This window comes from Campylobacter showae, assembly GCF_900573985.1.
Classification (GTDB): Bacteria; Campylobacterota; Campylobacteria; order Campylobacterales; family Campylobacteraceae; genus Campylobacter_A; species Campylobacter_A showae_E.
Genome location: NZ_UWOK01000001.1, coordinates 54,609 through 75,368, shown reverse-complemented (window position 1 = coordinate 75,368; position 20,760 = coordinate 54,609). Strand labels below are relative to the sequence as shown.

General features: G+C 51.9%; 16 protein-coding genes. 5 read left to right on the top strand and 11 right to left on the bottom strand.

Annotated elements, in window-relative coordinates:
• Nucleotides 1-78 precede the first annotated feature (78 nt).
• Entirely contained in the window at nt 79-2,934 is a 2,856-nt protein-coding gene (uvrA, locus tag EE116_RS00375) for an excinuclease ABC subunit UvrA (RefSeq protein ID WP_122872756.1), read from the top strand.
• 115 nt (nt 2,935-3,049) lie between these two features.
• Nucleotides 3,050-3,490: a pyrimidine dimer DNA glycosylase/endonuclease V gene (locus EE116_RS00370; RefSeq protein ID WP_122872755.1), complete on the top strand. Its 441-nt coding sequence runs from the start codon at nt 3,050-3,052 to the stop codon at nt 3,488-3,490.
• Nucleotides 3,491-3,937: 447 nt separating this feature from the next.
• Here the strand turns inward: EE116_RS00370 and EE116_RS00365 are convergent, their stop codons facing one another.
• Nucleotides 3,938-5,566 (bottom strand): formate--tetrahydrofolate ligase, encoded by a 1,629-nt coding sequence (locus EE116_RS00365; protein ID WP_122872754.1) that lies wholly within the window; start codon nt 5,564-5,566, stop codon nt 3,938-3,940.
• A gap of 134 nt (nt 5,567-5,700) precedes the next feature.
• On the opposite strand from EE116_RS00365, the gene EE116_RS00360 reads away from it, so the two are divergent.
• Nucleotides 5,701-6,297: a DJ-1/PfpI family protein gene (locus EE116_RS00360; protein ID WP_122872753.1), complete on the top strand. Its 597-nt coding sequence runs from the start codon at nt 5,701-5,703 to the stop codon at nt 6,295-6,297.
• A gap of 115 nt (nt 6,298-6,412) precedes the next feature.
• Here the strand turns inward: EE116_RS00360 and EE116_RS00355 are convergent, their stop codons facing one another.
• From EE116_RS00355 to EE116_RS00345, 3 genes are read right to left on the bottom strand one after another with little or no spacing between them, the layout of a single operon-like run.
• Nucleotides 6,413-6,748 carry a hypothetical protein gene (locus EE116_RS00355; protein ID WP_122872752.1) on the bottom strand — a complete coding sequence of 112 codons (336 nt, stop codon included), beginning with the start codon at nt 6,746-6,748 and terminating at the stop codon, nt 6,413-6,415.
• A 29-nt stretch (nt 6,749-6,777) separates the two neighbouring features.
• Nucleotides 6,778-8,694 carry a hypothetical protein gene (locus EE116_RS00350; protein WP_122872751.1) on the bottom strand — a complete coding sequence of 639 codons (1,917 nt, stop codon included), beginning with the start codon at nt 8,692-8,694 and terminating at the stop codon, nt 6,778-6,780.
• Between the two features lie 20 nt (nt 8,695-8,714).
• On the bottom strand, nt 8,715-9,284 hold the full coding sequence (locus EE116_RS00345; RefSeq protein ID WP_122872750.1) for a YcxB family protein: 570 nt from the start codon (nt 9,282-9,284) through the stop codon (nt 8,715-8,717).
• Between the two features lie 223 nt (nt 9,285-9,507).
• On the opposite strand from EE116_RS00345, the gene EE116_RS00340 reads away from it, so the two are divergent.
• Nucleotides 9,508-11,961 (top strand): molybdopterin-dependent oxidoreductase, encoded by a 2,454-nt coding sequence (locus EE116_RS00340; protein ID WP_122872749.1) that lies wholly within the window; start codon nt 9,508-9,510, stop codon nt 11,959-11,961.
• Between the two features lie 202 nt (nt 11,962-12,163).
• A complete protein-coding gene (gene polA, locus EE116_RS00335; RefSeq protein ID WP_122872748.1) occupies nt 12,164-14,818 on the top strand; it encodes a DNA polymerase I in 2,655 nt (884 codons plus the stop codon).
• A 281-nt stretch (nt 14,819-15,099) separates the two neighbouring features.
• Here polA and EE116_RS00330 read toward each other — a convergent pair whose 3' ends face one another.
• The 7 genes from EE116_RS00330 to larC all read right to left on the bottom strand — a co-directional run bounded on the left by EE116_RS00330 (nt 15,100) and on the right by larC (nt 20,759).
• Complete coding sequence (locus EE116_RS00330) at nt 15,100-15,729, bottom strand: arylesterase (RefSeq protein WP_122872747.1); 630 nt, start codon at nt 15,727-15,729, stop codon at nt 15,100-15,102.
• 277 nt (nt 15,730-16,006) lie between these two features.
• Nucleotides 16,007-16,618 carry a L(+)-tartrate dehydratase subunit beta gene (gene ttdB, locus EE116_RS00325; protein WP_122872746.1) on the bottom strand — a complete coding sequence of 204 codons (612 nt, stop codon included), beginning with the start codon at nt 16,616-16,618 and terminating at the stop codon, nt 16,007-16,009.
• Nucleotides 16,615-17,514: a L(+)-tartrate dehydratase subunit alpha gene (ttdA, locus tag EE116_RS00320; protein WP_122872745.1), complete on the bottom strand. Its 900-nt coding sequence runs from the start codon at nt 17,512-17,514 to the stop codon at nt 16,615-16,617. Before ttdA ends, ttdB begins: the two co-directional genes overlap by 4 nt.
• Nucleotides 17,507-17,977, bottom strand: a complete 471-nt coding sequence (locus tag EE116_RS00315) for a ribosomal maturation YjgA family protein (RefSeq protein WP_122872744.1) — start codon at nt 17,975-17,977, stop codon at nt 17,507-17,509. Before EE116_RS00315 ends, ttdA begins: the two co-directional genes overlap by 8 nt.
• 53 nt (nt 17,978-18,030) lie before the next feature.
• Complete coding sequence (larB, locus tag EE116_RS00310; protein ID WP_122872743.1) at nt 18,031-18,777, bottom strand: nickel pincer cofactor biosynthesis protein LarB; 747 nt, start codon at nt 18,775-18,777, stop codon at nt 18,031-18,033.
• Nucleotides 18,764-19,546 (bottom strand): ATP-dependent sacrificial sulfur transferase LarE, encoded by a 783-nt coding sequence (gene larE / locus EE116_RS00305; RefSeq protein WP_122872742.1) that lies wholly within the window; start codon nt 19,544-19,546, stop codon nt 18,764-18,766. The genes larB and larE overlap by 14 nt, the downstream gene beginning before the upstream one ends.
• Nucleotides 19,518-20,759 carry a nickel pincer cofactor biosynthesis protein LarC gene (gene larC, locus EE116_RS00300; protein ID WP_122872741.1) on the bottom strand — a complete coding sequence of 414 codons (1,242 nt, stop codon included), beginning with the start codon at nt 20,757-20,759 and terminating at the stop codon, nt 19,518-19,520. The genes larE and larC overlap by 29 nt, the downstream gene beginning before the upstream one ends.
• Nucleotide 20,760: the final 1 nt, after the last annotated feature.

The window sequence follows — 20,760 nt, the reverse complement described above, 5'->3', positions numbered from 1 at the left end:
ATAAAAGTAACAGCGATTTTAGTTAAAGCGATTTTAGGTATAATGACGGGTTAAAAATTTAAAATCACGGAAGCGAAAATGAACGCAAACGACACCATCAAAATCACGGGCGCGCGCGAGCACAACCTAAAAAATTTAAACCTTGAAATTCCGAAAAACAAGCTCGTAGTTTTCACCGGACTTAGCGGCAGCGGCAAGAGCACGCTAGCCTTTGATACGCTTTATGCAGAGGGACAGCGCAGATATATGGAGAGCCTTAGTAGCTACGCTAGGCAGTTTTTAGACCGCGTGGGTAAGCCAGACGTCGATAAGATCGAGGGGCTCACGCCCGCTATCGCGATAGATCAAAAAACCACGTCCAAAAACCCGCGCTCGACCGTAGGCACGATAACGGAAATTTACGACTATCTGCGCCTCCTTTACGCTCGTATCGGCATCCAGCACTGCCACAAGTGCGGCAAACCGATCTCTAAAATGTCTGCTAGCGACATCATAAACGAGATCCAAAAGCTGCCCGAGGGCGCTAAAGTCGTCATCTACGCTCCGCTCGTGCGCGAGAAAAAGGGCACGTGGGCGGATCTGATCGAAAATTTACGCGGCAAAGGCTACGTGCGCGCCCAGATAGATGGCGTGCAGGTGAGATTAGACGAGGAGATCGAACTAGCTAAAACCAAAAAGCACACGATAAAGCTCATCGTAGACCGTATCGTGATAGACGCGGATAACGCACAGCGCCTAGCTCAGGACGTAGAAAAAGCGCTAAATGAAAGCTACGGCGAGGTCGAGATCGAGATCGCAAACGCCGAAGAACTCGGGCTAAAAGAGAGCTTCATCCACTACAGCGAGCACTCGGCGTGCTTTGATTGTAAAATTTCATTTACGCCGCTAGAACCGCTTAGCTTTAGCTTCAACTCCCCAAAGGGCGCGTGCGAGAGGTGCGACGGCCTTGGTATCAGATATAGCCTAGATCTCACCAAAGTGATCGACGAGGAAAAAAGTATCGAAGGCGGCGCGATAAAGCTGCTTTACGGCTACAACATGAGTTATTATTATAAATTTTTGCTGGCTTTTTGCGAGCAAAACGGCATCGACGTAAAGCGCCCCTACTGCGAGCTTAGCGAGGACGAGAAGCGCCTCGTACTCTATGGCAACGTAAAAGAGGTCGAGTTTTTCTGGAAGCGAAACAAGCTGCTGCGTAAATTTGAAGGCGCACTAAAAATCACGCACGGACTGCTAAAAGACTACAAGGACTTTGACGAATACATGAGCGAGAAGATCTGCGACGACTGCGGCGGACACAGGCTAAAGCCTCAAAGCCTAGCCGTCAAGGTCGCAGGGCGCGGTATCGGCGAAATTTTAGACATGAGTATCGAAAACTGCACCGCGTTTTTCTCAGACGAGTCAAATTTTAGCTACCTTAGCGAATACGATAAAACGATCGCAAAGCCGATATTTAAGGAGATAAACGAGAGGCTGTTTTTCCTCTACGACGTGGGGCTGGGATATCTATCGCTCGGACGCGATGCGCGCACGATTAGCGGCGGCGAAGCGCAGCGTATCAGGATCGCTAGCCAGATCGGATCGGGCCTTAGCGGCGTGATGTACGTGCTAGACGAGCCTAGCATTGGCCTGCACGAGCGCGATACGCTAAAGCTCATCAAAACGCTGCGAAATTTGCAAGCAAAAGGCAACTCGGTTATCGTCGTCGAACACGATAAAAAGACTATCGAGGAGGCCGACTACGTCGTGGATATCGGGCCTGGAGCGGGGAAATTCGGCGGGCAGATAGTTTTTGCCGGCGACGTGCAAAGCTTGCTAGGCTCAAGTACGCAAACCGCGCTTTACATAAACGGCGAAAAGGAAATCGACTACCGAAAAGACCGAAAAATCGACACGTGGCTTGAAATCTCAAACGTAAATATCAACAACATATCAAATTTAAGCGCGCGCTTTCCGCTGCGAAATTTAGTCGGTATCACGGGAGTTTCTGGCTCTGGCAAAAGCTCGCTCGTGCTGCAAACCCTGCTGCCTGAAGCCCAGGAGCAGCTAAACCGCGCCAAAAAGGTAAAAAAGGTCGCTGGGGTAAATTTGAGCGGCCTGGAAAATCTAGACAAGGTGATCTACCTCGATCAAAGCCCAATCGGCCGCACTCCGCGCAGTAACCCAGCCACCTACACGGGCGTGATGGATGAGATCAGAGGGCTTTTTGCGCAGACTAAGGAAGCCAAACTGCGAGGCTACAAGATCGGCAGGTTTAGCTTTAACGTCAAGGGCGGACGCTGCGAAAAGTGCCAAGGCGAGGGCGAGATCACGATCGAGATGCACTTTTTGCCCGACGTAAACGTCGTCTGCGACTCGTGCGGCGGTACCCGCTACAACGCGCAGACGCTAGAAATCCTCTACAAAGGCAAAAATATCGCCGATGTGCTAAATATGAGTATCGACGAGGCGGTAGAGTTTTTTAAATCCGTGCCTAAAATCGCCAGCAAACTAACGACGCTGCAAGACGTGGGCCTAGGCTACATCACGCTGGGGCAAAACGCCGTGACGCTAAGCGGCGGCGAGGCACAGCGCGTAAAGCTCGCAAAGGAGCTCAGCCGCTCGGATACGGGAAATACGCTCTATATCCTCGACGAGCCGACTACGGGGCTGCATTTTGCCGACGTCGATAGGCTCGTGCGCGTGCTGCACCATTTGGTCGATCTTGGCAACTCGGTCTTCGTCATCGAGCACAACATGGACGTCATCAAAAACTGCGACTACATCGTCGATATGGGGCCTGAAGGCGGCGCAAAGGGCGGTAAAATCATCGCTGAGGGCAGCGTAAAAGAGGTCGCTAAAAATCATAAAAAAACGGGTAGCTATACGGGTAAATTTTTGGCTGAGGAGCTGGAAAATATGAAAAACGCGGCAAAAAAGGCAAAGAAAAAATAAAAACTTTGAAAAGTTTGAAGCGGATCAAATTTTCGGTATAAATTTGATGATTTGCGGGCTTAACCGCGCCAAATTTAGCCCGCAAAAACGGCGTCAAATTTAACGAAAGGCAACAATGAGGCTTTGGACGATAAACTTTAAATATCTCGATGCAAAGGGGCTCGTGGCGCTTTGGCGAGAGGCGCTGCTGGCTAAAAACGTGCTGGCTGGACTAACTAAGGGCTACAAAAATCACCCGCAGCTTGACCGCTTTTACGCGCATGAAAACGCGCGTGAGGCGATAAATGCGTATCTGGCGGAGGTTTATGCGCAGGCCTGCGCTCGCGGCTATAAATTTGACGCGGCAAAAGTAGGCGAATTTGACGAGCGAAATTTGGCTAAAATCAGCGTCACTCGCGGACAGATAGAGTATGAATTCGCCTTTTTACAAGAGAAGCTAAAGTCGCGCGACATCAAGGCTTACGAGCGAAATTTGAGCGTAAAAAATATAGAAATCGCGAGCATTTTTAAAGAGGTCGAGGGCGAAATCGAGCCGTGGGAGAAGGTGAAAATTTAGCGCCGTCCTTTTGGCTTGCTTGCGCAAATTTGATTAAAAACGCCAAAATAAATTACGTCGATTTTGCCGTAAATTTGACGTAAAAAACGGTGAAGCTAAATTTGCGACGGACGGCGATTTTATCAAATTTCGAGTGTTAAATTTGGCTTTTAAAATTGCTATGTTGATAGAGTGCTACTTCTTGTACGGCGCTTGAATTACTCCGCGACTTTGAGCGGTAAACATGCACGGTTTTAAAGAGCGCTGAAGCCAACCGACTTAAATCTATTTTTACGATGTCGGCTGTTAAATTTAGTATTTTAAATTTGACGGCAAATTTAGAGTCAACCCGTCAAATTTAAAAAGGTGAACCTGACGTCAAATCCCCGTCAAATTCGCCTTTGTTTTTCAAAAAACTTCGCCGACCGATCAAATTTTACATTCAAATTTGACGAATCGGAGCTCGTTTTACTCCGCTTTCATCTGCTCGGCGGCAGGCACCTTAGGCAGTCCCGGCATCAGCATAGTTGATCCGCTGACCGCCACGATAAAGCCGGCTCCGCCGCGGATCTCAAGCGCGCTAACCTCGAAGCTAAAGCCCTTCGGTCGTCCTAGTAGTTTGGCGTCCGAGCTAAAGCTATACTGCGTCTTTGCGACGCAAACGGGCATACTTTCAAAGCCTAGACGTGAAATCTCGGCTAGATCAGCCTGCGCGCGCGGGCTAAATACGACATCTTTGGCGCCGTAAATTTTAGTCGCGATCTTTTCGATCTTGGTTTTTACGGAGTCGTTTGCATCGTAGGTGAAGTTTATCTCGCGAGCCGGCTTTTCGCAGATTTGTGCGACTTTTTTAGCTAGATCTTCCGTGCCGGCGCTTCCTTTTAAAAAGCCTTCGCACAGGCTAAACCCAGCCCCCGACTCCTCGCAAAGAGCGCGCACGTGGGCGATCTCCTCGTCCGAGTCCGCGGCAAATTTATTTAGCGCGACGATGACGTTTTGATTGAAATTTTTTAGATTTTCTATGTGGGCTTTTAGGTTTTCGCCGCCTAGTTTTAGCGCGTATAAATTTGGCTGCGAGATGCCGTCCTTATCGCATCCGCCGTTATATTTTAGCGAGCGGATGGTGCTTACTAGTACGACGCACTTTGGCGCAAGTCCTGCGGTGCGGCACTTGATATCGAGGAACTTTTGCGCTCCTAGCTCAGCGCCGAAACCCGCCTCGGTCACGACGTAGTCGGCTAAATTTAGCGCCGTTTTAGTCGCGATCACGCTGTTGCAGCCGTGCGCGATGTTTGCAAACGGTCCGCCGTGGATGAGTACTGGCGTGCCTTCTAGCGTTTGCACGAGGTTTGGTTTTATCGCCTCTTTTAGCAGGACGCAGACGGCGTCGGCGCAGTTTAGGGATTTTGCGCGCACGAGGCCGCAGTCTTTATCGTAGGCGACGACGATGTTCTCGACGCGCTCTTTTAGATTTTTTAGATCGGTTGCGAGGCATAGGATTGCCATTATTTCGCTAGCGGCGGTGATTACGAAGCCGTCCTTGCGGGTAAATTTATTGCTCTTTTCAAGGCCGATTTCGATCTCTCTTAGCGAGCGATCGTTCATATCCATGCAGCGTTTGAAAACGACGCGCGCAGGGTCGATATTTAGGGCGTTGCCGTGGTGGATGTGGTTATCTAGCATCGCCGCGATGAGGTTGTTTGCCGAGGTGATAGCGTGAAAGTCGCCGTTAAAGTGCAGGTTGATATCCTCGCTAGGCGTCACCTGCGAGTAGCCTCCGCCAGTCGCTCCGCCTTTTATACCAAAAACAGGCCCCAGGCTCGGCTCTCTAAGCGCAGCGCACACGCGTTTGCCGATACGCGCTAAGCCGTCAGATAGTCCCACGGTTACGGTCGTTTTGCCCTCTCCGTAGGGCGTCGGGTTAGTCGCGGTAACTAGGATGAGGTTTGCGCCCGTCGCACTGCCTAGTCGCGGTTCGATCTTGGCTTTTAGCTTGCCGAAGGTATCTAGCGCCTCCTCGCCTAGCCCCAGTTTTGCACCGATTTTTACGATATTTTGCGGCTTTGCGCTCGCTTCTATTTCTCTGTCGCTTAGCATCGTTTTTCCTTAAAAATTTGATTTAAAATGATTTTGTAATTTTACCTCGCAAATGCGAAAAGTCTCATTAAATTTTAGCCGCTCGTAATCAAATTTGGGCTAAATTTGAAACTAAAATTTGACAAAGGATCGTGATGAAGGCTGTGAATGTTTTGCTGTTTGAGAGATTTACTACTATGGACGCGCTGGGGCCGGCCGAGGCGCTATCTCGGGCGCTGGATGACGGGCGAAAGTGCTATGAGATAGAGTATTTCTCGGCTACTGGCGGGCTCGTGGGCAGCAGTACGAATGCTAAAATTTGGACGCGAAAGCTAAGCGAGATCGCCAAATTTGACGTTTTGCTCGTGCCGGGCGGTTTTGCGGCTAGAGAGCTTGCGCATGAGGGCGAGTTTATCGCGGCTCTGGGCGAGCTAGCGCGCAGACACGAGTACGTGATCACGGTATGCACGGGCTCGTGTCTGCTAGCTAAAACAGGGCTTTTGGACGACATAGAAGCTACGAGTAATAAACTATCATGGCAGTGGGCGATCTTGGAGGCTCCTAGCGTGCGCTGGGTGCGTGCAGCCAGGTGGTGCGTTAGCGGGAAATTTTACACTAGCTCGGGCGTGAGTGCGGGTATCGACGAGGCTCTGGGTTTTATCGCCGACATGCACGGACGGGACGAAGCACAGAGGATCGCTCGGACGATGGAGTATGTCTACAATAGCGACAAAAACGCGGAGTTGTTTTAAAATTTAGCTTGCGGCGGCCGCTAAAATTTGACGGCCAAATATAAGCCGAGTCAAATTTACCGCGCTGCGCGCCAAAATCGTAATTTTTAAAACAAACGGCTCGTTTTGCCCCGCGCTACCACAATTTTAGGCAGACTTGCCCTATTATGACGGCGATAGGAGCTCCGTTTATTTCGTAGGTGTTGCTCGAGTTTGAGCCAAAATCGGGCTTGACGACATTGCCTTGTATAACCCAAGTGTTGCTTGAGTTTGCGCCGTATTTGGGTTTTATTTTTCTCCCGTCAAACTCAAAGGTGTTAGAGGAGTTGGCTCCTGTTTTGGGCTTTAGCACCCCGCCGTCAAATTCAAAGGTATTGTGCGTGGTTGCGCCGTATTTTGGCTTTAGCTCGTTGCCTTCGTATACCCAAGCGCCGTTGCCCGCAGACCTTCCGTCCCAGTTGATTTTCGGCATTTCGTCCTCCTAAAATGAGTTATAATCAATCACTTTGCGCGGCTTGCTTCTTTTGCTTTTACGGCTTCGTAAATTTCATCCGCGTTCGTCAAATTTGCGTCAAAAAACTCCTGCGCCTTTTTTAGCGTGCGCGCGCCCATGATGCCGTCGGCTTTGACGCCGATAGCCTTTTGCACGTATAAAATTTTCTCTTTTTGCGTCATCTGCGGCGCGGTTTTAGCGGCGGCGGTGGAGTTTGCTTCGTGTGCGGTCTCGTTTGAGCCGTCAAATTTAGCCGTCATCTCGCGAAATTTAGCCTCCAGGCTGCGCGATGCCTCAAAACGCTCGTCAAGCTGCATAAGAGTCGGAGCGTAACCAAAACTAGATATCGCGCCATAGATCGCGCCGACTGCTCCAAAGCCCGCTAAAATTTTAAAAAACAGCGAAAAAGCCTCTTTGTTTCGCATGCTTTGGCGGTACTCTTTGGGCACGGAGCTGCGGCGAATCAGCGTAACCAGCGCGCTAAGAGGCGCCAAGACGCACAAGGCAACGCCCGCGCAAAGGGCTAAAAATACAATCGTATAAATAGGCGACATAATGTAGCGCTCGGCTAAATTTTCGCCCAAAAATCCCGCCGTAAAAACTAGCGCAATCAGCCAAAACACAGAGCCTAGCCCGAACCAAACCGCAGGCGAGTAAACGGGAGAGATTTTATCCAGGCATTTTTTCATCGTATCGCCTAGCTTGCTCGCCGCGCTCCTTGAGACGTAGCCTTCGCAGGCCTCTATCACGGCGTTTGCGGCCTCGGTTTGCGCGCCGCCTGTTTTAGCTATACGCTTTAGCGCGGAGTCTAGAGCTGGCTGCGAGCAGTAGCGCGTGAAAAATTTAAACGCCTCGCGCCTAGTTATCTTGCCGTCGGCGTCGATCTTTTCTAGCATAGAAATCTCGTCTGCGAAAAGATCGTCGAAAAAGGGCGGCCTGATAAAGGCGTAGGGTGGGTTGCTAAAGCCCACCGCCTCGTACTCCTTGCCTAGCAGTATAAAATTTAGCCTCGTTATCGCGCTAGAACCTACGTAAGAAAACAGGTGCGAGCTCTCGTCGCCGCTCTCTTCGTCTTGATAAAACGGTATCGTTTGCGAGAGAAATTTACAGCTGCGAGCGCATAAAAAGTCCAAAAGCTCGTCGGCGTAGGCGCGCGATTTTATGCGTAAATTTACGCTGGGTTTCGCGTAGGTGCCGATGTTTGCTATCGTAGTAAAGTATCCGTGACCGCTACACTCGGCGCACTGCACGTAGCCTAATCCCCCGCATCCGCCGCACCTAACCGTGCCCGATCCCGAGCAGCCGTAGCAGGTGTTTGAGCCGCTGCTGCCGCATGACGAACAGCTCTCGTAGCGATACGTCACGTAGGTGCTGCCGTCCGAGTTATACTGCGTGTGAGGGCGATTTACGCCGCCGCTGCCTCCGCACGTGGAGCAGCTTTGTCGTCCGCGTCCGCCGCAGCTAGAGCAGGTTTTTTTACCTCGTCCGCCGCACTCGCCGCAGCGAGTCTGCCCGTCGCCGCCGCAGTTGTCGCAGCGCTCGCTCATGCTAAAGGGCTTAAAGTCGTAATACCTAACCGCGCCGCCTGATTTTGCGACGGCCTCGTTTGCGTTTTGGCGTAGTTCGGCGAGTAAAATTTCGTGCAAATCGGCGCTATCTCTAGCCTGCAGCAAGCACTCTCTGGCGTGATTTTCGTAGCCACGCACGTCGTCGCCGAAGTGTATCTGCTCTTTTGCGCCGCCTGCGATTTTGCTCTCTTCGCGCTTGCCGTAAAACTCCCACGTCACGGTCGCCATCGCTTCAAAATCAAAAATTTCGTGCGAAATTTCTACCAAATCCTCAGGCTTAGCTTGGTTGCCGTTTATTAGATTGCGCAGCCCTTTTAAAAACGGCTCGTGTAAACTTAGCTCGTCAAATTCGCTCATTTTAAATCCTAAATTTGATTTTACGCGTCTAGTCCCGCGCGCTTTTTTATCTCGCTTAAAAACTCCGCTCCGTCGTCTGCGAAAGCCTCTCGCGGCACGGCGCAAAACATGGAGTTTGCGATGATAACGACGACGAAACTACCGACATAGCGGGCGTCGCTGATGACGTTATAAAAATATCTGCCCTCGCCGAATTTGCTTTTTTGCACGAAAAACCCATCCTCTAAGATCACGCTTTTTGGTCCGAATTCGCCGTAGTTTGCTTTATTTATCAGCGCGCGAGTAAGCAGCCAAGGCCGCAGCCCAGTAGCGTAAAGCAGAGTAAAAAACGCGGCCATCCACGATAGGTAGGCTAGATTTTCCACGCCGCTAAAACCGTAATCCCTAAGCAAGTCGCTAAGCTCCCTGAAGTAAAATTTGACGCACAAAAGCGTGATAAAAAACATGCCAAGAGCCGACGCCGTAAAGTCGCATATATGTATGTTTCGCATAAATTTATCGCCTTTATAAACGATCTTTCCCACCTCGCGCGTCATAGCTTTATACTCGGCGCTAGGCTTTAGCTCAAATTCGGCTTTCAAATTTGACATTTGCTTCCTTTAAATTTTGATGAAATATTATCAAATTTGGCCTAAATTTACGCTATTTTTAAAACGGCTTTTAAAACGAGAATTAAGCCTAAATTTCGTAAAATCACCGCCAAGACGCGAGGTCGCGTAATACGTTAAAAGGCAAACGATGCAAAACTTAACCACATAAATTCCGCTAAATTTAAACCAAATCAACCACCAAATTTAAATTTAAGGCAGAATCATGAAAAGACGAGATTTTCTAAAACTAGGCGCGCTAGCTGCGGCTTCAGCGCAGGCAAAGCAATTTAACGCGGCGGCGCAGGCGATATTTGACGAGCAGATGGGGCTTTGCGCGAATAAATTCGGCGCGTTTTACGTCCAAACCATCGGCGGCAGGGTCGTTGGTACTGAGCCATTCGAGGGCGATGCGATGCCTACGGTGCTAAACAACGCCCTAAGCGATCACATCCAAAACGAAACGCGCGTGAAATACCCCTACGTGCGCAAAAGCTTCCTGGCTAGTCCTGCAGATCCAAAGCCGCAGCTTCGCGGTAAAGAGCCCTTCGTGCGCGTTAGCTGGGACAAGGCGATAAAGCTAAGCGCTAAAATTTTAAAAGAAAACTTCGACAAATACGGCTCGGAGGCCATTTACGGGCAGCTTTATCAGTGGGGTAGCCTCGGCAAGGTCGGTCACTCGCAGCGCACCGCAAAGCGCATGCTAAACGCGCTAGGAGGCTACGTGAGCGAGCTTGGCGGCTACTCATACGGCGCGGCGACGGCTTTTTTGCCTCATGTGACGGGCTCGATCGATCCGACGCATAATCCTACGCGCTGGGAGGGCGTGGTAAAGGAGGCCAAAACGATCGTATTTTGGGGCACGAATCCCGTCGTCTCAAACAAGATCGCTATAGGCGTGCCGATGCACAACTCCTACGCCTACTACGATATTATGAAGGATAAATTTAAAAAAGGCGAGATGAAAATTTACAGCGTGGACGTCTACCGCAACGAAACGGCGGAATATTTCGGCGCGGATTATCTTGCCGTGCGCCCTTGCACCGATACGGCGATGCTGATCGGGCTTTGCGAATATCTTTACGAAAACGGGCTTTACGACAAGGAATTTATCGAGCGCTACACGGTCGGGTTCGATAAATTTAAAGAGTATTTCACCGGCGCGAAAGACGGCGTGAAAAAGGATCTAAAATGGGCGAGCAAAATTTGCGGCGTGAGCGAAAAGGAGCTAAAAGAGCTAGCGGGTACGCTAGCTAAAAAAGACACGCTCATAGTTACAGGCTACGCGATACAGCGTCAGCACCACGGCGAGATGGCGTACTGGGCGCTCATCGCGCTAGCAGCGATGCTAGGCGATATCGGCAAGACGGGGCGCGGATACGTGATGAACGATCAGATGCATAAAAACGCCGACATTAGCTTCATCGCGCCAAAGCTTCAGGCATTTAATCCCGCGGTAAACGAAAAATACATCGCCCCGCAGGGTAAGCTAGCTAAGGCTAAATACCACGAGATACCAAACAGCAGGCTCATAGACGCGATCATGGAGCCGGGCAAAGAAATCGAGCGCAACGGCAAAAAGTACGTCATGCCGCACATCCGCGTGATGTTTAACGCCAACGGCTCGACCTTCACTCGCCACCCCGACACCAACCGCGCGGTCGAGGCGATGCGCAAGATCGAAGCGATCATCACCACAGAGCCGTTTTGGACGAGTACGGCAAGACTTAGCGACATCGTACTGCCGTCGGCTCTTGAGTGCGAGCGCACGGACATAGAGTTTGCAAACTCCACTAGCGAGTACCTTTTTGCGATTAAGCCGCTAGTAAAGCCCGCAGGCGAGAGTAAGAGCGACTTTGAGATAGCGCGGCTCATCTGCGCGCAGTGGGGCGAGGAGTACGAACAGGCCTTTAGCGAGGGCAAAACGGAGCTTGAGTGGGTGAAGGAAATCTACGCCGATGCAGTTCAAAAGGCTGAAGGCATGGGCGTAGCGATGCCTAAATTTGAGGAGTTTTGGCAAAAGGGCTACGTCAAATTTGATCAAGTAGACGAGAAAAAACGGTATTTCACAAACTACGCGGACTTCCGCGCTGATCCAGAGAAAAACGCGCTAAAAACTCCATCGGGCAAGATCGAGCTCTACTCTGAGGCGGTCGAAAAGCTAGGCTATCCCGACTGCCCGCCGCACGCGACGTGGATGGAACCGTTTGAGTGGCTGGGCGGCGACGTGAGCAAGTACCCTATCGCCATCAGCGGCGCGCACTCTAAATTTAGGCTCCACTCGCAGCTAAACAGCTCGCTCATCCGCAACTACGCCGAGATCGCAAACCGCGAACCTGCGCTAATTAGCCCCGCCACGGCAAAGGCGCGCGGCATAAAAACTGGCGACGTGGTGAGGATATACAACGACCGAGGCGAGATCCTCTGCGGCGCGCTGGTAAGCGATACCGCGCAAGATAACGTCGTGATCGTGAGCGAGGGCGCATGGTACGATCCGGCCGTCTGGGGCGAGCGCAGCCTATGCAAACACGGCAACATAAACGTGCTAACCAAGGACGTGCCTAGCTCCCAGCTATCGCAAAGCAACACCGCGCACACGAGCATGGTGCAGATCGAGAAATTTAAAGGCGAACTGCCGAGCGTAACGGCGTTTGATAGGCCTGCGACGATAGAGGCTTAGGCTTTTGTGATTTAAATTTGAGCGGTAAGCTAGCCGCTCAAATTTGATGACTTTTTAAATTTACCCGCTTAAATTTAGCGTCAAATTTAACTCAAATTTGACTGCTCCAGCGCTTGCTCCGCGCCGCTAAATTTAAATTTGCCTCAAATCAGCCGTTTTTTTGCCTAAAATTTGTAAAATTAGCCCAAAAAAAGGATAAAAAATGAGCCAAAAAACGCTAACGATCATCGACACTTTCGGATTTTTTTTCAGACTTTACTACGCGATGAGCGGACTAAAAAACCGCGAGGGCAAGCCAAGCGGCATGGTGAGCGGCTTTGCTAGCTTTATCATGAGTCTGCGCCAGGAGTTTGCCAGCGACTATATCATCTTCGCGCTAGATAGCAAGGGCAAAACGCTGCGCCACGAGATCCTGGGGGACTACAAAGCCAACCGCTCCGAGCCGCCCGCCGCGCTAAAAGAGCAGCTGCCCGTGTGTATCGAGATGATAGAAAAAATGGGTCTAGCCGCCGTGAGCCGCGAAGGCTACGAGGCCGACGACATAATCGCTAGCGTCGTAAAGGAGTGCAAGCAGCGGGATATATTCGTACGTATCGTGACGCATGATAAGGACCTCTACCAGCTCATCGAGGACGGCAAAGTAAGCATCTATAGTCCCCAAAGCAAGATCGACCACGATAGCGCGAGCTGCGTCGAAAAATACGGCGTTCCGCCAAGCTGCATACGCGATTTTCTTGCGATCGCGGGCGATAGCTCGGATAATATCCCGGGCGTCAAAGGTATCGGCGCGGTGGGTGCCAAAAAGCTTTTAAATGAATTTGGCAATCTAGAAAACATCTACGAAAACCTGCCGCTAGTGCGAAACGAACGTATCCGCGGTATGCTGGCAGAAGGTCGAGAGAGCGCGTTTTTGAGCAAGCGCCTAACCTCGCTCTTTGACGACGTGCCTGACGTGCTCGATCTAAAAAGAGCGGAATTCCCCGAGCAAAATCCGCTCGTAAAGGTCGCCGACACTCTGCGAGAATACGATCTAAACCGTCTTTTAAAAGCGCTGCAAAACAGCCAAGACGCGGGCGAAAACGCGGAATTTAAGCTCGGCTTTAACGCGCGGCTTCTAACGGACGAGAGCGAAATCGAGCGACTGCTGGCAAATATAGACGCGGACACGCTAGTGGCCTTTGACACCGAGACCACGGACGTCGATACGCAAAACGCCCGCCTGGTCGGCTTTAGCTTTTGTTTTAACGACGAGGAGGCCTACTACGTGCCCGTGTCGCACGAGTATCTGGGCGTGCCAAAGCAGGTGAGTGAGAAATTTGCCGCCTGGGCGATAGGGCAAATTTACAAAGGCTGCGTGATAGGGCAAAATTTAAAGTATGATTTTAAGGTCGTAAAGCGAAATCTAGGACTCGAGCCGCCCGTAAATTTTAAGGACACGATGATACTGGCGTGGCTCATGGATCCGGGTTCAAGCGTCGGTATGGACGCGCTAGCTAAGCGCCTCTACGACTACGACACGATCAAATTTGAAGATGTGGTAAAGCGTGGCGAGACCTTTGCGTCCGTGGCGCTGGAAAACGCGGCAAAATACGCTGCCGAGGACGCGTGGATAACGCTGAAATTTTACAAAAGCTTTTTAAATTTGCTTGATCCGGAGCTGCTCGCGCTCGCCGATACGCACGAGTTTGCGTTCATCCTCACGCTATTTGATATGGAGCGCGAGGGCATCGCGATAAATCAGGGGAAAATGCAAAATTTGATCCTGCGAAACGACGCTAAAATCAAGGCCTTAACAGCTGAAATTTACGAGCTAACGGGCGAAAATTTTAATATAAACTCCGTTAAGCAGCTAGGCTCGGTGCTGTTTGAACACCTAAAACTACCCGTAAAGAAAAAGACCAAAACGGGCTACAGCACCGACGAGGCCGTACTAGCCGAGCTGATCGACGAGCATCCCGTCATCGAAAAACTACTCGAGTACCGCGAGCTATATAAGCTGCAAAGCACCTACTGCGAACCGCTGCTAAATTTGGCTAAAAAAGACGCCGACAGCAGGATATACACGAACTTTATCCAGACGGGAACTAGCACCGGCAGGCTCTCGTCTAAAAACCCGAACCTGCAAAATATCCCGGCTCGCGGTGCGCTGGCAAAGGACGTGCGAGGCTGCTTTGAGGCCAAAAGCGGCTTTAGTTTCGTAGGCCTTGACTACTCGCAGATCGAGCTGCGACTGCTCGCGCACTTTAGCCGCGACGAGGCGCTTTTGCGGGCGTTTGCGAACGACGAGGACATCCACGCGCGCACGGCGATTAATATATTCGGCAGTGCCGAGGGGCAAAACCGCGCGGTAGCCAAGAGCATAAATTTCGGCCTCATCTACGGCATGGGCTCGAGCAAGCTGGCAAATCAAGTAAGCATAACGCGCGCCGAGGCAAAGGAGTATATCGAGCGCTATTTTAAGGCGTTTCCGACAATAAAGGGCTTTTTGGAGGGGATAAAAACGGCCGCGAAAAACGAGGGCTTCGTGCGCACGCTGCTGGGTAGAAAGCGGTTGTTTGACTTTACTACAGCGACGCCGATGCAAACGGCGATGTACGAGCGCGAGGCGGTAAATACGATATTTCAGGGCTCGGCTGCCGATATCATCAAGATGGCGATGGTAAAAATCCGTCCGCTTTTAAGCTCGCGCGCGAAAATGCTTTTGCAGATACACGACGAGCTGATTTTCGAGGTCGAGGACGGCTACGCTGAGGAGTTTGGCGCAGCGGCGCAAAAGATAATGCAAGAAATTTATAAACTAAACGTGCCGCTAAAAACGAGCCTAAACGTGGCGAAGGATTGGGGTGAGTTGAAGTAAAATAGGCAAATTTGAGCGTTTAGTCTGCGTCAAATTTGCCGGCTAAGCTTATGGGTGCAACGACGATAAATTTAGATAAATTTGCTAATCGGTAAAGGCGGTTGCAAGCGGCAAGATGTGCGACTACGGCGTTTTTGGCGCACTAGGTTTAAATTTGCCCCACTTTTATTTTTGGCGTCTGGTTTTTTAGTTTAGCTAGCTACTACTGGCTAGCAAAAGCGTGCACGGCAAAATAAATTTTGCATTTTTAATTAGCCTTGTTGTTTGCGGCTTGGTAAAATTCAGCGTAAAAATCCCTGCTTGCGTAGAAATTTTTCTAGACTCGCGGTAAATTCGGCGTAGCCCGTAGCGTTTGGGTGGATCTGATCGGACATCAGGCGGCTTTGTTTCATCACGTCGCCCCAAGCGTCAGATAGCAAAGGTACGCCGTGCTCCTTGGCTAGCTCCTCATATAGCTCGTGATCGCTAAATATCCCCAGAGCCGCACCCGAAGTTAGCTTGGGAACGCCGATGAGCACCACGCGGCTGCCGCTTTCTTTTGCCGTGCGCAAGATGGCGGCGATATTGGCTCTCGTCGCGCTAGCGGGTTGCCTGCGCAAAAAGTCGTTGCCACCTATGCTAACTATCACGAGTGCTGGCTTATGTTCTTGCAAAAGCACTGGCAAGCGCGCCAAAGCCTGCGCGCTAGTATCGCTCGAAACTCCCGCATTTAGCACTTGCCAGCCGCTCAAGCGCGCCAAAAGCGCCGGCCACGCGCTCTGCTCGCTAGCGCCCACTCCCTGCGTGATCGAGTCGCCCAGGGCCACCACGACGCTACCAGCCGGTAGCGGGCGTTCTTTACCCTTGCCACCACAAGCCGCGATAGATAGCGCAATGAGAGCGATAAGCAGTATCGCGAAAAATTTTCTCATAAAAGCTCCGTTGAGTACCTATTTTGATTTATAAATAAAAACCGTGCCGCGATAAATTTAATCGCCGCACGTAAGCAAACTCGCTCAAATTTATAAATTTGCATAAATTTAAGATACAAGCCGTCGCACGCGAAAATTTGCGCTAAATTTTAAAATTTAACGCAAATTCTAAAGCAAATTTCGTGCGCTTTGCCGCCCGCTCGCGTCCGCCGGTTTAAAGTTTTTAAAATTTAGCGACCCAGGGCAAAATTTAAAAACCCGAGCCGCCAAAATTTAACTACTTTATAAACCCCACCTGTGGTAAAATTTCAGCTAGCGCCGCGTCCTTTTTCTCGTTAAATTTGACCTTGTTCTGCTCAAAAAGATTGTTTCCGTGCGCGTCTATGGAGACGATGAGCGGACCAAACTCCTTGACGCGGCACTTCCACAGCGTCTCGGGCATCCCAAGCTCCGTCCAGTCCGCGCTCTCGATCTCCTCGACCTGCGTCGCGGCGACCACCGCGCAGCCCGCGGGAAATACGCAGTGTATCGCGCCAAACTCCTTGCAGCCGCTCATCGTGCCCTCGCCCATGCCGCCTTTGCCCACTATCAGGCGCACACCCGTTTTAGCGATAAACTCGCGCTCAAATTTCTCCATCCGCATGCTCGTAGTAGGCCCGACCGAGACCATCTCAAAGCTTTTTTCGCCCGTTTTTCTGATGATCGGCCCCGCGTGCAGGATCGCGCCGCCTCTGATATCTAGCGGCAGCTCGCGGCCCTCCTCTACGACGCGTCTGTGCGGCACGTCGCGACAGGTGACGATGTGCCCACTGAGGTATATGACGTCGCCGATCTTGATGTCTGCTAGATCCTCGGCTTTGATCGGCGTGGTTAAAATTTTCTTACTCATAGCGCGAACTCCTTGTGCGATTTTACGTCGAAATTTATCTGCTCGTCCCAGACGATATGGCCTTTGCGGTGCGACCAGCAGCCTACGTTTACTGCAACGGCGATGACGCTTGGGTGGCGGGCGCAGTTTTCGATATGCACGCCCATGACCGAGCTTGCGCCGCTCATGCCTTGCGGGCCCAGGCCTATTTTATTGATGCCCTCTTCGAGCAGCTTTTCGGTTAGCGCGGCTCGGTCGTTTGGATTGCGCGAGCCTAGCGGCCTCATCAGCGCTTTTTTAGATAGTAGCGACGCCACGTCGATCGAGGTGCCCACGCCCACGCCGACTAACAGCGGCGGACAGGCGTTTATGCCGTAGCTGGTCATGATGTCCATGACGAATTTTACGACGCCCTCATAGCCCATGCCGGGCATCAGCACGGTCGCCTTGCCGGGCAGGCTACAGCCGCCGCCCGCCATGTAGGTGTAGATCTCGCACTCGCCGCTATCCGGCACTATCTCCCAAAATACGCTCGGCGTGCCCTTGCCGACGTTTTTGCCGGTGTTATACTCGTCGAAGGTCTCGACGCTGTTGTGACGCAGAGGAGCCTCGCGCGTCGCTCGCAGTACGGCTTCGCGCAGCAGCTCCTCAAGCTCGCCGATGAGCGGGAAGTTCGCTCCGCAGCGCACGAAAAACTGGATCACGCCCGTATCCTGACAGGACGGACGGTCTAGCTGCTTAGCTAGGCGCTGGTTTTCAAACATCGTTTTGTAGATCTCCTTCGCTAGCGGCTGCGTCTCGCGTTCGCTAAGCTCCAGCAGCTTCGCCGTCACGTCGTCGGGTAGCACCTTGCCCGTGTAGCCGACGAATTTCGCCATGACCTCGGTCATCTTTTGCACGGCTTTTTGTTTATCCATCGCTTCTCCTTTGCTGGTTTTTACTTTCAAATTTTTCGGCGGCGCCCGCCAGGACGCAGCCCGCAGCGTAGCAGAGCAGGTCGGCAAAATCAAACGTCCCGCCGATCATTACTTTTAAAATTTTATTTTCTATGCCTAAAATTTGCACTGCGCCAAAATACTGCGCTAGCTCCAAAGCCGCCGCAAATGCGAAAATTTTAAGCGGCAAATTTAAAGGCGGCACGCTAAAAATAGCCCGAGCCAACGCGTAAAGCAAGATAACGGCCAAAACGTCGCCCGCGTAGTGGCGCACGAAGCCGCCCTTTACGCAGATCGCGATATAAATTTCTACCGCTAAAATCAGAACCGCCGCGGCTAAAAACGCTAGCCTCGTCCGCGCGCTTTGCCTTGTTTGCGCCTTTTGCGTGAGCTTTTTCGCGCCCTTTGGTCCAGTCTTTTGCTCGTTTAAATTTTCCTCTCGCAACGCTTTCCTTTTAAATTTAGCCGTTAAATTTTACCCGCGCGGCGGGCGTAAATTTAGAGATGGTTTATCAGGCTCGCGTTATACGCGGCGCCAAATCCGTTGTCGATATTTACGACGCTAACGCCGTTTGCGCAGCTGTTTAGCATCGCTAGCAGCGCCGCCAGCCCGCCGAAACTCGCTCCATATCCCACGCTGGTGGGCACCGCGATCACCGGCACGCTCACAAGGCCCGCTAGCACGCTAGCTAGCGCGCCCTCCATACCCGCCACCGCGATCACGACTTTTGCGGCGCGTATCTGCTCTAAATTTGCGATCAGCCTATGCAGTCCCGCCACGCCCGCGTCGCTAAATTTACGCGCGTCGTTGCCTAAAAATCTCGCCGTCTCGTATGCCTCCTCCACGACCGCGCCGTCGGCGGTGCCGGCAGAGACTATCGCGATGTAGCTTTGCGTGAGCGCGGGCTCTTTGAATTTGACGCTGATCACGCGGCCGCGAGCGTTAAACTCCGCCTGCGGCAACGCCTCGCGCACCCGCTTAAAAACTCGTTCGTTCGTGCGCGTGATCAGGATATTTTGCCGCCTTGCGCCGATCGCACAAGCGATACGCAAAATTTCATCATCCGTCTTGCCCTCGCCGTAGATCACCTCGCCCGCGCCGTTTCGCAGGGCGCGCTGAGTGTCGATCTTGGCGCAGCCCACGTCCTCGTAGGGGTAGTTTTTTAGGTATTTTAGCGCCTCTTGCTCGCTCACGCGGCCGCTTTTTATCCCAGCGAAAAGCTCTAAAATTTCATCCTCTCTCATGCAAAACATCCTCTCTAAGCCCCTTTAGATCGAGCGTCACCTCCGCTGCGCCAAGCGTCACGAGCTGCCTAACGATGCTTTTAAATTTCGCGTCGTTTAGGAAGTCCCGCATGCTAGAAAAGGGCATTTGCAGCTTTATATTTTTGCGGTCGCACCTCGCGCGGACGTTTGCGTAGCCGCTTGCGATTAATAGATTTTCCGCCGCTTCGATCAAATTTAGCTCGCCCTGATCGATCTCGCGTCCGTGAGGCAGACGCGTTAGCAAGCACGCATAGCCAGGCTTTTCGGCGGTGGGCAAGCTTAGCTCGCGCGATAGCTCGCGGATTTCTGATTTGGTTAAATTTATCAGCGGCGAGAGCACGCCCAGCTCCTCTTTTGCTTTGAGCCCGGGGCGGTGTTCGCCCAGATCGTCTCGGTTCGTGCCGTCTGCGACGCGGCTAAATCCAAGCTCGCGGGCGCGCTCGATCAGTCGCGAAAAGACCGCCTTTTTGCACAGATAGCAGCGGTTTTCGGGGTTATTTTTGATCCCCTCCGCGACGCCTAGTTCTAAAATTTCGTGGCGGATGCCGTAAATGCTAGCAAATTCTACGGCTTCGGCGATCTCGCGCGAGGACATGTAGGGCGATCTTATCGTTATGCCGATCGCTCGCGCACCTAGCGCATCGTGCGCCGCTCGCAGTAGCAGAGAGCTGTCCGCGCCGCCGCTAAATGCGACCGCTAGCTCGCCCAGCCCGCGCAGATCAGCCTTTAGTTTTTCTAGTTTCGTCATAGATTTTCAGCGCCTCTTTTCGCACCCGCTCGATCGTCGTGCCGTGCGCGAGCGCCGCGGCCTTGCAGTCTTCAAATTCGGGCTTTGCTTTTTGCACTTGCCCGTTGCCCGAAATTTTGAGCCCTATCTCGCCGAATTTCGTCTGCACCCGCGCAAACTCGCGCTTTAGCTCGGTTTTAGCAACCTCTACCTCGCGGACGCCGATCGCCGTCGTGTGCGTAAATATCAGATCCTTTAAATTTTGCGCGTCCTGCTTGTGGCACAGCGCGTTTAGCTCAAAGCCCGCGCGCCCCTTTTTCATAAAGATCGAGCGGCTAAACACGTCCAGCGCGCCGTTTTCGCGCAAAATTTCGCACGCAAGCGCGAAGCTCTCGGCGTCTATATCGTCGATGTTGGTGGAGATTAAAATTTGCTTGCAAACTGCGCCGTAGCCAGCCTGCGCGCTTAAATTTGGCTCGCCGCTTTCGCCGCTTAAATTCGCCTCGCATATCATCGCGCGAAGCACGTTTGCAAAGCCCGCCGCGTCCTTACCGCCCGCGCCGTAGCCGATCTTTTCTATCCTAAAACTCGCGCTATCTGCAAACTCATCTGCGCAAGCCTTTAAAATCGCAGCTCCCGTGGGCGTAGTCATTTCGAAATTTGCGCGTCCGAGGCTTACGGGCACGCTTTTTAAAATTTCGCAAACGGCGGGTGCTGGCACGCTAAGCGTGCCGTGATCGCAGATCACTACGCCGCCGCCAAGCTCTATTTTAGAGCTTACGACGCGCGAGACGCCTAAATTTTCAAAAAGATATTCAAGACAGATCGCCGCGCCCACGACGTCCACGATGCTATCTATCGCGCCGAGCTCGTGGAAATGCACCAGATCTATCTGCGTGCCGTGGACTTTGGCCTCGGCCTGCGCAATCGTGCGAAATATCGCGTCCGCTCTTTGTTTGCAGCTATGGTTTAAATTTGAACTCTCTAAAATTTGCTTGATATCCGCGTAGCTTCTGGCGTGAGGCTGCGATTTTAGCGGCACGACGTCGATTTTGGTCGCGGCGATGCCGTTTTTTAGCACGCTTTTGCGCTCCAGCTTAAATTCGCCGGCTAAATTTAACTTCTCAAGCTCGGCGCAAAGATAGCCAAAATCCACGCCAAGCTCCACCAGCGCGCCTAAATTCATATCGCCGCTGATACCGCAGCTCGCATCGTAATATAAAATTTTAGCCAAA